This is a genomic window from Chloroflexota bacterium (genome assembly GCA_034717495.1).
In the GTDB taxonomy this organism is placed as follows: Bacteria; Chloroflexota; Anaerolineae; order JAAEKA01; family JAAEKA01; genus JAYELL01.
Window position 1 is genome coordinate 9,193 of the sequence record JAYELL010000070.1, and the last position, 13,458, is coordinate 22,650.

At 59.5% G+C, this 13,458-nt stretch carries 11 protein-coding genes; all 11 read left to right on the forward strand.

Annotated elements, in window-relative coordinates; all coding sequences use genetic code 11:
- The first annotated feature begins 258 nt into the window (after nt 1-258).
- Nucleotides 259-1,407 (forward strand): LacI family DNA-binding transcriptional regulator, encoded by a 1,149-nt coding sequence (locus tag U9R25_13295; protein MEA3336883.1) that lies wholly within the window; start codon nt 259-261, stop codon nt 1,405-1,407.
- Between the two features lie 11 nt (nt 1,408-1,418).
- Nucleotides 1,419-2,939, forward strand: a complete 1,521-nt coding sequence (locus U9R25_13300; GenBank protein ID MEA3336884.1) for a glycosyltransferase — start codon at nt 1,419-1,421, stop codon at nt 2,937-2,939.
- A gap of 16 nt (nt 2,940-2,955) precedes the next feature.
- Nucleotides 2,956-3,954 carry a sugar kinase gene (locus U9R25_13305; protein ID MEA3336885.1) on the forward strand — a complete coding sequence of 333 codons (999 nt, stop codon included), beginning with the start codon at nt 2,956-2,958 and terminating at the stop codon, nt 3,952-3,954.
- A gap of 131 nt (nt 3,955-4,085) precedes the next feature.
- Nucleotides 4,086-5,516 carry an ABC transporter substrate-binding protein gene (locus U9R25_13310; GenBank protein MEA3336886.1) on the forward strand — a complete coding sequence of 477 codons (1,431 nt, stop codon included), beginning with the start codon at nt 4,086-4,088 and terminating at the stop codon, nt 5,514-5,516.
- A gap of 71 nt (nt 5,517-5,587) precedes the next feature.
- On the forward strand, nt 5,588-6,769 hold the full coding sequence (locus U9R25_13315; protein MEA3336887.1) for a sugar ABC transporter permease: 1,182 nt from the start codon (nt 5,588-5,590) through the stop codon (nt 6,767-6,769).
- Nucleotides 6,770-6,771: 2 nt separating this feature from the next.
- Nucleotides 6,772-7,869, forward strand: a complete 1,098-nt coding sequence (locus U9R25_13320; protein ID MEA3336888.1) for a carbohydrate ABC transporter permease — start codon at nt 6,772-6,774, stop codon at nt 7,867-7,869.
- A gap of 423 nt (nt 7,870-8,292) precedes the next feature.
- The gene (locus U9R25_13325; GenBank protein ID MEA3336889.1) at nt 8,293-8,535 is read left to right on the forward strand and encodes an AbrB/MazE/SpoVT family DNA-binding domain-containing protein; all 243 of its coding nucleotides are present in this window, start codon (nt 8,293-8,295) and stop codon (nt 8,533-8,535) included.
- A complete protein-coding gene (locus U9R25_13330; protein MEA3336890.1) occupies nt 8,532-8,918 on the forward strand; it encodes a type II toxin-antitoxin system death-on-curing family toxin in 387 nt (128 codons plus the stop codon). Before U9R25_13325 ends, U9R25_13330 begins: the two co-directional genes overlap by 4 nt.
- Nucleotides 8,919-8,971: 53 nt before the next feature.
- Nucleotides 8,972-10,465 (forward strand): xylulokinase, encoded by a 1,494-nt coding sequence (xylB, locus tag U9R25_13335; protein ID MEA3336891.1) that lies wholly within the window; start codon nt 8,972-8,974, stop codon nt 10,463-10,465.
- A 154-nt stretch (nt 10,466-10,619) separates the two neighbouring features.
- Nucleotides 10,620-11,978 carry a glycosyltransferase gene (locus U9R25_13340; GenBank protein ID MEA3336892.1) on the forward strand — a complete coding sequence of 453 codons (1,359 nt, stop codon included), beginning with the start codon at nt 10,620-10,622 and terminating at the stop codon, nt 11,976-11,978.
- Entirely contained in the window at nt 11,975-13,126 is a 1,152-nt protein-coding gene (locus U9R25_13345; protein MEA3336893.1) for a hypothetical protein, read from the forward strand. Before U9R25_13340 ends, U9R25_13345 begins: the two co-directional genes overlap by 4 nt.
- Nucleotides 13,127-13,458: the final 332 nt, after the last annotated feature.

Consider the following 13,458-nt stretch of genomic DNA (forward strand, 5'->3'; position numbering starts at 1 on the left):
CGTGCTGCCTGTCTTGCCGAGATAGGCTGGCTTCGCCTGCAGGCGGGCCAGGTCGACCATGCCGCCAGCCTTGCTCCCATTTATTCAAGTCACCCCTGACCTGGACGAGCCAGAGGAACGCTGATTTACGCAGACCTACGGCACAGAGGTCGCTGCTCTTTTTTTGGATTGATCAGCGTTCATCAGCGTAAATCTGCGGTCATGTTTTTTTCTGCTCATCGCAGATTTAAGTTGACAAGAGATCGGCAATCGATTATAATGGAAGCGCTTCCAAGTCAGCTCAACGTTGAGCTTGGCCGGCAACTCGATTTCAGGGAGAGCAATGTGGCTGTCACCATCTACGAGGTAGCAAACCAGGCGGGAGTCGGCATCGGCACCGTTTCCCGCGTCCTCAATGACAGCCCCAACGTAAGCCCCGAAACCCGGCAGCGAGTACTCAATGCCATAGAAGCCCTGGACTACCGCCCCAGCCCCATCGCACAACGCCTTTCCCTGCGCCGAACCCTCACCATCGGCGTCATCGTACCCTTCTTCACCCGTCCATCCACCGTTGAGCGCTTGCGAGGAATCGAAGCCGCCATCGCGGACACCTACTACGATCTGACCATCTATAACGTGGAAACTGTTGCGCGGCGCGATTCCTGTTTTGCCGAAGTGCCTGCCGCCGGTCGGGTGGATGGTGTGATCGTCATCTCCCTGCGTCCCACCGACGAGGATGTGGCCCGCTGGAATAGCGTCGGCGTGCCCGTTGTGCTGGTCGACGCCTTCCATCCAGAGCTGAGCTGCATCGCTGTCGACGATGTGGAAGGCGGTTACCAGGCGACCAAACACCTGATTGATCTTGGCCACACCCATATCGCCTTCACCGGCGATCTCGTCGATCAGGCCTTTGGGTTTCGATCCAGCTGGGATCGTTATCAGGGCTATTGCAACGCACTTCAGGATTTTCACTTACCCCAAACCGACGGTTACTATCGCACCGCGGAACATGGGCGAGAGCAGGCCAGGGCCATGACCCACGAGTTATTGAGCTTGCCTGCCCCGCCAACCGCCATTGTTTCTGCCAGCGACACCCAGGCACTGGGCGTCATCGAGGCAGCCAGGGACCTGGGACTGCGCTACCCCGGCCAGTTATCGGTGATCGGATATGACGATATCGAAGTGGCCGGATTTATCAACCTGACGACAATGCGCCAGCCACTTTTTGAAACGGGCCAGCAAGGTTTTCAGTTACTGCTTCGGGCAATCGAACTTCCCACCGCGGAAATCATCCATCAACGGATGCCGGTTTCGATTGTGGAACGTGGCACCACCGTAGCTCCTGGACGGGCGCCCCTGCCTGAAAATCAACCTATCTACCGGGCCAACGACCGTGAGGCAGGATTCGCGCCCGGCCTGGAGAGTTAACCAGACACACAATGCACATTGCATTCCTAAATCCTCAAGGCAACTTTGACCCGCTGGACAGCCACTGGGCCCAGCATCCCGACTTCGGCGGACAGCTCGTTTATGTCAAAGAGGTCGCTCTGGCCCTGGCTGAGCTGGGCCACCAGGTAGATATCGTTACCAGGCGAGTGGCCGATCCGGTCTGGCCTGAATTCAGCGAGCCTCTTGATGCCTATCCCGACGCCCCAAACACGCGCATTATCCGCCTGGACTGCGGTGGGCCAGCCTTCTTGCCCAAGGAGGCGCTGTGGCCCCATCTGGTGCGGGAATGGGTTCCCAACATCATCTCCTTTTACCGCGACGAGGGTCGGCTGCCCGATGCATTCACGACCCACTACGGCGACGGTGGCCTGGCTGGCGCGCTGCTGCAGACCCAAACCGGCGTGCCCTTCACGGTCACCGGTCACTCGCTGGGCGCGCAGAAGCTGGATAAGCTGCTAGCCAATGGTGCGACCCGAGCCGGGTTAACCGATGAAATCCTGCGGCCCCTCGACAGCCGCTTTCACTTCGGCCGGCGCCTGGCCGCCGAACGGCTGGCCATGGACCGGGCCAGCAAGATCATCACAAGTACCCGACAAGAGCGATTTGAACAGTATGGCCATCCCGCTTACCGGGACGCCATCGATCCGCTGGATGATGCCAGGTTCGCCGTCATCCCACCGGGCGTCAATCTGAAGCTGTTCGATGCCTCCGTTCGCAATGAGCAAGAAGAACAGGTTGCCCGATTCCTGGATAGCGTAGTCGACCGGGATATCGATCCCGGTCGACGCCATCTGCCGCTGATCCTCTATTCCAGTCGTGTGGATCGAAAAAAGAACCACATGGGACTGCTGAAAGCCTTCGCGCAGGACCCCAAGCTTCAGGCGCAGGCCAACGTTGGCCTGGTGATCCGGGGCGCGGACAACGCCCTTGCCGAACGCCAGCGCTTCACCGGCGAAACGCGGGCCCTGCTGGGCGCCATGTCTGAACTCTGCGAAAGAGCTGATCTCTTCGGCAAGGTCAGCAGCTTTCCGTTGGAGGGCCAGAGCCAGCTGGCTGCAGCTTACCGCGCCTTGGCTCAACGCAAGAGTGTATTCTGCCTGACCGCCTTTCACGAGCCATTCGGCCTGGCCCCTCTCGAGGCGATGGCTGCCGGCTTGCCGGCGGTCGTCACGAAAAACGGCGGGCCCAGCGAGAGTCTTCGGGAAGGAGAGCAGGAGTTTGGCATCCTGGTGGATCCCGCGGATCCTGTTGACATCGCCAGAGGGCTGCGGCGCCTATTGGGTGATGACCAGGCATGGCAACGGTTCGCCCAGGCAGGACGCCAACGTGTTTTGGACCGCTATACCTGGCAACGCACCGCCAGGGGATATGAAGCGGTGCTTGAGGAGATCGCCGGTGGTCGACATCCTGGAAAAGAGCGCCTGCCGACGCCTCCCTATTTCGTCGAACCCAGCCTGGATAACGACATCAGCCTGGCTGAACTTGCGGCCATGGTGGCCGGCCAAGATTGATCGTACAGGCTTCACCATGGCATTAACAATCCCAACTGGCGACATCGACGTTCTTTGCATCGGAGAACTGCTGGTCGATCTGATCTCGGAGGAACCGGTCGCCACCCTGGCTGATGCCGAGACCTACCGGCGCTACCAGGGTGGATCGCCCGCCAATATCGCCGCCAATGTAGCGCGGCTGGGAGGCCATGCCGCCATCATCGGCAAGGTTGGCGCTGATGCCTTTGGCCGCTACTGCATACAGGAATTAGCACAACTTGGTGTTATCACCGATGGCTTGATCGAGGATCCGGCATCTCACACCACGGCCATCTTCGTATCCCGTACATCGGCAACGCCAGACTTTGAGGTCTACCGCGGCGCCGATGCCAGACTTCGACCTGACGAGATATGGGAGTCAGCCATCGAAAACACGCGGCTGCTCCATGCATCGACCTTTGCCTTGAGCCGTCAGTCCTCTCGCAACGCGGTCACCCGGGCGTTGGAGGTAGCGCACCACCTGGGAAAAACGATTTCGTTGGATCCGAACTACAGCCCGCGTGTCTGGCCCGACCGCGATGAAGCGCTGGCTGTCCTGAAGGACCTTTACCGGTTCGTTTCTCTCACCAAACCGTCGTTGGACGACGCGCAGCGACTCTTCGGCACCGGTCTGCAACCTGAAGAGTACATAACACGGTTCCATAACCTGGGGCCTGAGCTCGTCGTCATGACTCTGGGAAGAGGTGGTGTCATTGTCTCCATAGCGGGAAGGATGGTCCACATTCCCGGCCTGAAGATCGATGTAATCGATGCCACCGGCGCCGGCGACTGCTTTTGGGCCGGTTACCTGGTGAGCCTGTTGGACGGCCATAACCCAATCTTCGCTGCCCACGTTGCTCAGGCCGTTGCCGCCCGCAAGTTGGGGCAGGCAGGCCCTCTGCCTCATACCCTGAACCGCCAGGCCTTTTACCAGCAGGTGCACGTGATGCCTGCCGTGCAGTCCCCTGGTGGAATCGTTCGAAACCCGCTGCCGTAACGGACTTCATTCTGCGATTCCGGTGCCGCAAAAAAGGAGGTGTAGCAAGATCGATAATACGTAGTTCCAGTCTGTACCGCTGATTTTCTTTCCAATTCTCACACATTTCTCCAATGGAGGAGACAGTAACAATGAAGAGACAACTATTCGTTCTATTGACCGCACTGCTTATTCTGGGCTTGATCCTCAGCGCCTGTGGCGGGGCTGAAGAAGTGCCTCCCGCAGTGGAAGAAGCCGTCGAACAAGTGGTGGAAAAAGTTGAAGAGAAGGTGGCCGAAGAGAAGCCGGCAGAGCCTGTCGAGGAGGCAATGCCCGAGGTCAGCTTCGATGTTCCCCCTGGCGGTGCCCTGGAAAAGGCTTTGGCTGGTGAATTCGCCGGCATGAGCGTTTCCGTCGACGGCCCCTTCACCAACCCGGACGATATCCTGTTCGCCGAATCGATGAAGGCTTTCGAGGATGCCACCGGCATCACCGTCAACTACATCGGTGACAAGGAATTCGAGGGCCGCCTCTCCATCGCCGTCGATGCCGGCAATCCGCCCGACATCGCCGACTTCCCCCAGCCTGGTTTGTTGGCCAACTTCGCCCGCCAGGGCCACATCGTCGATCCCACCACCTTCATCTCCGAGGATTGGCTCAAACAGCAGTACAACCAGAGCTGGCTCGACATGGGCAACATGGCCGGCCAGACCGCTGGTGTCTGGCACCGCTTCAACGGCAAGAGCCTGGTCTGGTACCCCAAAGCCCAGTTCGAGGCCGCCGGCTACCAGATCCCTGAAACCTGGGATGATCTCCTGGCCCTCACCCAGACCATCGCCGACGATGGCGACACCGCCTGGTGCATCGGCATCGAGTCCGGTGCTGCCACCGGCTGGGCTGCCACCGACTGGACCGAGGAACTCATGCTGCGCACCACCTCGCTGGAAAACTACGACAAGTGGACCACCGGCGAGCTGGCCTTCTCCTCACCTGAGGTCAAGAACGCCATCGAGACCTGGAGCAATATCTGGTTCAATCCGGACTACGTCTTCGGTGGCACCGATTCCATCGTCTCCACCTTCTTCGGCGACTCCCCGACTTCCATGTTCGAGGACCCGCCCAAGTGCTGGCTTCACAAGCAGGGCAACTTCATCACCGGCTTCTTCCCCGAGGGCGCCGAAGCTGATGTAGACTACAGCTTCTTCTACCTGCCCGCTGTGGACGATGCCTATGGCAAACCCTTCCTGGTTGCCGGCGACATCATGGCCATGTTCAACGACCGCCCCGAGGTCCGGGCTCTGATGGAGTACTTCACTTTGCCCGAGTCGGCCTCTGGCTGGTTGAACAACGGTGGCGCTCTGGCAGCCCACCAGACAGCCACACCCGACATGTACGGCGTGGATCTGGAGCGAGGCATCGCTACACTGGTCAATCAAGCCACCAGCTTCCGCTTCGATGGCTCTGACCTGATGCCCGGCGAGGTGGGTGCAGGTTCCTTCTGGACCGGTATGACCGACTACGTCAGCGGCGTCGCTGATCTCGACACCGTTACCAAACAAATCGACGACTCCTGGCCACAGTAGCGCAGATCGTCTAGAAAAAAGACTGCCAGTCCTTTCGGGGCTGGCAGTCTTGTAACAGAAGGAGTTGGCCCATGGCACAGCTTGACAATGTCAACGACCGCAATGAGGGCTTTGTTGCCAACGTGGTAGCCTGGCTAGGCCGGGCGTTTTTGGCTCTCATCATTCCGCTGATAGCCTTCGCCGCCATCTATCTGGGTTTCATCTTCCTGCGGGACAGCAACGCCCCCAAATGGCTAATCACAGTGGTAGCCATCATCTGGGGCGTCGGCGGTTTCGCCCTGCTTTTCTGGGTCTTCAATGGGATCGTCGAACGGCTGCCTGAGCCGTGGTCCGGCAGATTGCAGCCATTCGTATTCGTCGGTCCGGCCGTCGCTATCCTGATGTGGTATCTCACACTGCCGGTGTATCGAACGGGTTGGCTCGGCCTCTTCGACAGAGATGGACTCCCCGACGGTTTCTCCGTCTTCGCTCCCTGGACCTGGCCCGCTGCTATTCAGAGCGACTCGTTCGTCGGTCTGCAAAACTACATCGACATCTTCACCCAGGACCTGCTGCAGGTCGCCCTCCGCAATAACCTCATGTGGATCGTGTTCGGAAGCACTTTGTCGGTAATTTTCGGGCTGTTGGTCGCCGTCCTGGCCGATCGCAGCAAGTTTGAACGGGTTTCCAAAACGTTCATCTTTTTGCCCATGGCCATCTCCTTCGTCGGTGCCAGCGTGATCTGGAATTTCATGTATGAAGTGCGACCTGCGGGAGAGACTCAGATTGGCCTGTTGAATGCCGTCACGGTAGCCCTTGGTGGCACGCCGCATCCCTGGGATAAATGGGTAGCCATCGCACCCTGGAATAACCTGTTTTTGATCCTGATTGTCGTCTGGTTGCAGGCAGGATTCGCCATGGTGTTGTTCTCAGCCGCCCTGAAGGGAATCCCCGAGGAGCTCCTGGAAGCAGGCCGCATCGACGGCGCAAGCGAGATCCAGGTTTTCTTTCGAATCATGTTGCCCTCTATTCGGGGCACGATTATCACGGTGTGGACTACCATCGTCATCTTCACTCTGAAGATATTCGATGTTGTCTGGGTCATGACCGGCGGGCAGTTCGGCACACACGTAATCGCCACCCAGTTCTATCGCCAATCCTTCACGGCAAGAAATGCAGGTATCGGTTCTGCCATTGCCATCATCCTGCTGCTTGCCGTCGTCCCGGTGATGATCTACAACCTTAAGCAGTTCAGGGAACAGGAGGCGTTTTAGCCATGAAGAAGAATCAATGGCTCAGCACAGTGCTGGTCAACGGCGCCCTTATTCTCCTCGTACTCTTTTGGAGCATTCCAACCATAGGACTTTTCGTTTCCTCCTTTCGGAACCGCTTCGACATCCAGACCTCGGGTTGGTGGACCATAGTTCCCCATAGAGCCTGGGAAACGGTGACCGTGCTCGACCCCAAGGAACTGGGACTGGACTCCAAAAGCATTATGCAGGTAGAGGGGGTGGAAGGCACCTTCGAGGAGCTGCGACAGGGCGTGACATCGCCCGATGGCGATACCCAGGTGAAGTGGGTCGGCAACCGTCGCCTGGGCCGCATCGAAGTTCAGGAAAGGGTTTGGACCGCCAACTGGGACTTCACCCTGGAGAACTATAAACAAGTGCTGTTCGGGCGGGATACCGAGATCACCAGGACCGACGGGACCGTAACGACGGTGCCCGGTCAGGATATGACCCAGGCCTTTCTCAACAGCCTGACCGTGGCTATTCCTTCCACCATCATCCCGATCCTGATCGCTGCTTTCGCAGCCTATGCATTTGCCTGGATGCGTTTTCCCGGTCGACGTTGGCTGTTTATCATGGTAGTCGGTCTGCTGGTGGTTCCACTACAGATCGCCCTGGTTCCAATCTTAAGTGACTATCAGAAACTGGGGCTAAACGGCACCTTCCTGGCTATCTGGTTAGCCCATACCGGCTTTGGTCTGGCTCTGGCGACCTATCTGTTGTACAACTACATCAGTACCCTGCCCCGGGAGACGCTGGAATCGGCCTTCATCGACGGCGCCTCCCACTTTACGGTCTTTACCCGGCTGGTTCTGCCCCTGTCGGTGCCGGCGCTGGCCTCCTTTGCCATCTTCCAGTTTCTGTGGGTATGGAACGACTACCTGGTGGCCCTGGTGTTCCTGGGCGTCGATCCCAACAACAAGGTGGTTACTCAGCGCCTGGCCGATTTGACTGGCACCTTCGGAAACGCCTGGCACCTGCTGACGGCCGGGGCTTTTATTTCCATGCTTCTGCCACTGATTGTCTTCATCGGCTTGCAGCGATTCTTCGTCCGCGGCCTGCTGGCCGGCTCGGTGAAGGGCTAGATTCAAGATCGGTAGGCGACCACCAGAAAAATCAACCAGTTACAGGGATTGTCACGCTGATAGCGTAACCTACGGTCTGTCATGTCTGGCAAAACCGTCGGTTTCGGTTCGCGGGGATCGTCGTGGGTCCGGTCACCAACCGGACGATGCGGGTTCACCCGCTCTACCTGTTCATAACTGTTGTGTTACCCCGAATGGTTGCCTCTGTTTGACGGTCCGAGCATTGCAGTATATACTTACATTGTAAGTACTGCACCATTGACTAATGGGCAATCAGTGAATTGGCAATTGTCAATGGCAAAGATGGAACGAAATATGCGGAGTGAGCACCCTCAGATGCGATCGATCCGGAAAAGACTATCATGGCCATTACCCATGATTTCCGGATAGGCTCCAGGTACATTGAAATCAAGGAACGACACCATGCAACGAAAGCTCTTTAAGACTGGAAACAGTGTGGTTGTATCGCTGCCTAAGCATGCGCTGGAATTTCTGGGAATCTCCGAAGGGGCTCAGGTAGAGTTGGACCTGGACAAAGAGAGGCGCCAGATCGTGATTGCACCAGCCAGCGAGATGACACTGCCAGGCGTCGACGAGACCTTTGCTCACCAGGTAGCGGATTTCGTCGAACAATATCGACCGGCTCTGGAAGCCCTGGCCAAGTGACCGATTATCTCACCAGCGAGCAGATCCTTTTTCTGCACGCCCGTCTGATTGAAGAGACCGGCGGCAGCCACGGCCTGCGCGATCCCGCATTGCTCCTGTCGGCAGTTGCACGTCCCCGAGCTACCTTTGATAGCAAGGACCTGTATCCAGATGTCTTCCAAAAGGCCGCCGCACTCATGGAGTCACTCATCCGAAATCACCCCTTTGTGGATGGCAATAAGCGCACCGGCATCGCCGGTGCGGCTATCTTCCTGCGGCGAAACCGCTACAGTTTGACAAGCACGAATCGAGAGCTGGAGGAGTTTACCCTCCGTGTGTCCAGATCGGAAGTTGACCTGACGGACATCGCTGACTGGCTCAAGTCGAATAGAATCAAAGTGTAGAAGACCTGTCTGGGCTTTTGCCCAGCTGGCCTGGCTCGCGAGGACCTCCTGCCATGTCTGCCAGCCTGCTCATAGGCATCGATCTGGGCACATCCAGCCTCAAGACGGTCGTCATCGACTCCGATGGCCGGCTGCTGGCCCGCGCGGCCCATGAATACCCAATCGATTCCACCCGGCCTGGCTGGGCTGAGCAAGACCCGGAGTCCTGGTTGGCAGCGACAGTCGCGACGATCCGGCAAGCATTGGACCTGTCTGGAATTCCAGCTGCCCATATTGCCGGCATAGGCCTGTCTGGCCAGATGCATGGCACAGTATGCCTGGACGAATCAGGGCAGGTTTTGCGGCCGGCCATCATCTGGGCCGATCAGCGCAGCGCCAGCCAGGTGCAGCAGGTCTACGACTTGCTGGGATCACGACGGCTGGGCGAGTTGACCGCCAACCCGTTGGACACCGGTTTCATGCTGGCCAGTTGGCTATGGCTACGCGAAAACGAGCCGCCAGTGGCTCGCGCGACCAGCCACCTGTTGCTGCCCAAGGACTGGTTGCGCTTTCGCCTGACCGGCAACCTGGGCACGGAGCCCAGCGACGCCTCATCCACCCTGTTGTTCGATACGGCCGCCCGCAGTTGGAGCAGCGGCCTGCTGGAGCCTCTGGGGATCGACGGCGACATCTTGCCACCAATCCACCAGTCGGCGCAGGTCGCCGGTGGCCTGACTGCCGAACTGGCAATGGCCACCGGCCTGCGCCAGGGCACACCGGTGGTCTTCGGCGGCAGCGACCAATCCTGCCAGGCCCTGGGCAATGGCGTCATTGAACCTGGCGTTATCTCCTGCACCATTGGCACCGGCGGTCAACTCTTTGCGCCGACCAGGCAGCCAGCCTACGACTCCGAATTGCGGCTGCATCTCTTCTGCCACGTATTGCCCGAGCAATGGCACCAGATGGCTGCCATCCTCTCGGCCGGGTTATCGCTGCGCTGGCTGCGCGACAACGTGCTGACGGAAATGAGCTACACGCAGATGGCAGATCAGGCTGCTACCGTGCCTGCCGGCGCCCAGGGGCTTTTTTTCCTGCCCCATCTGGCTGGCGAACGTACCCCCTACATGGATCCATCGGCACGAGCCAGCTTCATCGGTTTAACCCTGAGCCACGACCGGTCCCACATGACGCGAGCTGTCATGGAGGGGGTCGTGTTCGCCCTGAAACAGGGACTGGAGCTGATGGCCGAGCTCGGCGTGCCGGTCAGACAGATTGTGGCATCGGGGGGTGCGGTCCGCCACCCGCTCTGGCTGCAGTTACAGGCCGATATCTTCGATCGCCCCATCACCCAGACCAAAACGATCGAGGCGGCTGCTGTTGGCGCTGCATTGCTGGCAGGCATCGGCACCGGGGTCTACGCCGACGCCCATTCCGCGGTCGAACATACGGTGCGAGGGGGGCAACAGCCGGTGTTGCCCAATCCGCAGCGAGCGGCGCGTTACGCCGAGAGCTATGAGACCTATGTGCGGCTCTTCCCGGCGCTGCAAGAGACGGATGTCTTCGGGTGAGACATTGTCGATGCGGCACAACCGTCATCCTCGCGTGCACCCCGGAGGGGCCCGCGACCGCCAGAGCGACGGCAACCGGCCGACGCCCAACGTGGTTCGGGCGGTCAGCGGGGATCCATTCCCTGTCCTGGCCCCGTATCCACCAGGCGGTTTTATGAAAAACACCTCCCCTGCCCCCCATGTGCTGATGGTCACCAACCATGGCGTCCATCAGTGGCAGATCATCCCCGGACTGCCAGATACCGGCGGCCAGAACGTTTTCGTCAACCAGTTCACTGCTGCATTGGCCCAACTGGGTTTCCGGGTCACCATCGTCAACCGGGGCGGTTATCCCGATCCCTCCACAGGCGAGCTGCGTGCCGGTTACAAGGTAAAGGATTTCAATCAGCGTATCTTGTACCTGGACGACGGCCTGCCCGAGTTTGTGCGCAAGGAAGATATGCACGAGCGGCTACCGGCGCTCGCCGAGGCACTGACACGCGACCTGCAGGAGGAGGTTGATCTGATCATCTCCCACTACTGGGATGGCGCGGCGCTGGCAGCTGCCTTCAACGCGGCAAGCGCCAGGCACGTGCCCCACTATTGGGTACCCCACTCCCTGGGCCGGCTGAAAAAACGTAACGTCTCAGCGGCGCAGTGGTATCCCCTTCGGATCGAAGAGCGCATCGCCGTCGAAAACGATCTGATTCCGCAGCTGGACGGTATTGCCGCCACCTCGGCCACCATCCAACAGTCTCTTCTGAATGACTATGGCTACCGTGGCCCTTCCCTGTTTCTGCCACCATGCGTGGACACCGATCGCTTCCACCCAAGGCCGGTATCCGATGATAATCCCATCTGGAAAACCCTGGCAGACCTGACCGGCTACTCCACAGACCAGGTGCGCAGCCACAAGATCGTGACTGAAATCAGCCGCACCGACAGCACCAAACGCAAGGATGTGTTGCTGCGTGCCTTTTCCCGGGCGCGTCGCAGCAGTCCTGCATGCATTCTGATTGTCGCCATCGACGACAGGCAGGCGGCCCTGGCGGACAGCCTGCACTCGTTAATGGATGAACTGGGATTGGCGGGACAGGTGGCTACCGTCGGGCCGATATGGGACCTGCTGCCGGACCTGTATGCCGTGACCGATCTATACTGCACGCCGTCCATTATGGAGGGATTCGGCATGTCGGCCCAGGAAGCCGCGGCAACGGCCGTGCCGGTCGTCTCCAGCCAGCTGGTACCCTTCGCCACCGAGTACCTGTTGGGGGCTAATCCGCAGATCATCGAGGTGGAAAAGGCCGCCGATCCGCTGCGCGTTGGCCAGGGAGCTATTGTCGTCCGGGCAGACGATGTGGCCGGCTTTGCTCATGCGCTGAGCTATCTGCTGAACGATGACAGCCTGCGCTGCCGGATGGGCCGGCAGGCCTATGAGATCACCGTGCCCTACTTCACGTGGGACCATATGGTTCGGGCCTTTCTCCAGGGCATCGCCTTCGATAGCGACAGCAGCGAAAGACCCCTCCCGTGAAACAACAGCTCGACCCTGCACGCCTGGCTCGAATACTTCAGGCAGACGATATTGCGGCCCTCCCGCCAGAGCAACTCAGGCGCTTATTCCAGACAGAGCCCGGTATCGACCAGTTCCTGCCCGACGGGATTTGCCAGGTTGATCCGAGAAACGGGGAACGCATCCTTTTCAACACTTCCAGAGCCCGCCGGCCCCACGACAACCGTCCAACACCGGACAGCAACGCCAACGCGTTCGAACAATGCGTCGTTTGCCAGGGCAAGACAACCGGGGTGATCGACGTGGCGGCGCTCAGCGAGGGCTTCACCTTCATCAACAAAAACCTGTTTCCCATGCTGTACCCTGCCGAATCCAGGCTCACCCGCCAACCGCCAGCCATCGGGGGAGCTGACAGGATCGAAGGCGCCGCAGCAGTTGGGTACCATTTTCTGCAATGGACATCATCGCTGCACGACCGGGACTGGCACAACATGCCTCTGGAAGATGGCATGGTTGCCATGCAGCGATTGGCCAGGTTGGAGAAAAAGCTGCTCGACGACTGCGACCAGCTTCTGCCATCGCGTTTCCCTCAAGAGTCTGGCGACGGTGCTCCGGGCGCATTTGTCTCCATCATAAAAAACTACGGCCGCCTGGTGGGAGGCTCCCTGGCCCATGGCCATCAACAGATTGCCCTCAGCAACGTGATGCCGCGGCGTTTCAAGGAAAACTGGCGCTTTCTGCAGAATCACGGAGAGACGTTCAGCGCTTTCATGCTGCGCCGGAACCCTGCCGATTTGCTGTTGCTGGATTACGGCCCCGTTCAACTCATCGTGCCCTATTTCATGCGGCGACCCTACGATATGCTGTTGCTCGTGAAGGACATCAGAATACGCTACATCCATGAGCTCCCTGCGGCAGGCCTGAAAGCAGTTGTCCAGGGATGGCACGATGCTATTGGCGCCATCCGCTGGATCATGCCACGGGTTGGCCGGGAGCTGGCCTACAATGTGCTCGTTCACAACGGCCCTGGCGCGGGCCTCTATTTTGAGTTTCTGCCCTATACCCAGGAGACCGGCGGTTTCGAGCACCTGGGGCTGGCCGTCTGCCAGAGCAACCCCGGGGAAGCAGCCAGTCGCCTGCGGGGCTTTTTTGGATCAGCGCGAGGTTAAGGCTTTCAGAAGACGGCAGACGGCGGACGGCTTCCAGAAGACGGCAGACGGCGGACGGCTTCCAGAAGACGGCAGACGGCGGACGGCTTCCAGAAGACGGCAGACGGCGGACGGCAGACCGCGGTCGGACTGGAGTCGAGGCTTCAGCCGGGAAGGCGGCGCGGCGATCCTCAGTCGGCGGTCATCGGTCGGTGGTCGGCGGTCGGCGGTCGGAGCGTTTGGACCACGAAGGCGCGAAGGTTCACGCGCCAGCAGGCGTACCGTGAGGTAAGACCGCGAAGCGCGAAGGGCACGAAGGGCACGAAAGAAGTTGACAGCGGTCAGCGGTCAGC

Coding starts and splice junctions, on each gene's coding strand:
- U9R25_13295 (MEA3336883.1), top strand. CDS start 259: ATGGAAGCGCTTCCAAGTCAGCTCAACGTTGAGCTTGGCCGGCAACTC.
- U9R25_13300 (MEA3336884.1), top strand. CDS start 1,419: ATGCACATTGCATTCCTAAATCCTCAAGGCAACTTTGACCCGCTGGAC.
- U9R25_13305 (MEA3336885.1), top strand. CDS start 2,956: ATGGCATTAACAATCCCAACTGGCGACATCGACGTTCTTTGCATCGGA.
- U9R25_13310 (MEA3336886.1), top strand. CDS start 4,086: ATGAAGAGACAACTATTCGTTCTATTGACCGCACTGCTTATTCTGGGC.
- U9R25_13315 (MEA3336887.1), top strand. CDS start 5,588: ATGGCACAGCTTGACAATGTCAACGACCGCAATGAGGGCTTTGTTGCC.
- U9R25_13320 (MEA3336888.1), top strand. CDS start 6,772: ATGAAGAAGAATCAATGGCTCAGCACAGTGCTGGTCAACGGCGCCCTT.
- U9R25_13325 (MEA3336889.1), top strand. CDS start 8,293: ATGCAACGAAAGCTCTTTAAGACTGGAAACAGTGTGGTTGTATCGCTG.
- xylB (MEA3336891.1), top strand. CDS start 8,972: ATGTCTGCCAGCCTGCTCATAGGCATCGATCTGGGCACATCCAGCCTC.
- U9R25_13340 (MEA3336892.1), top strand. CDS start 10,620: ATGAAAAACACCTCCCCTGCCCCCCATGTGCTGATGGTCACCAACCAT.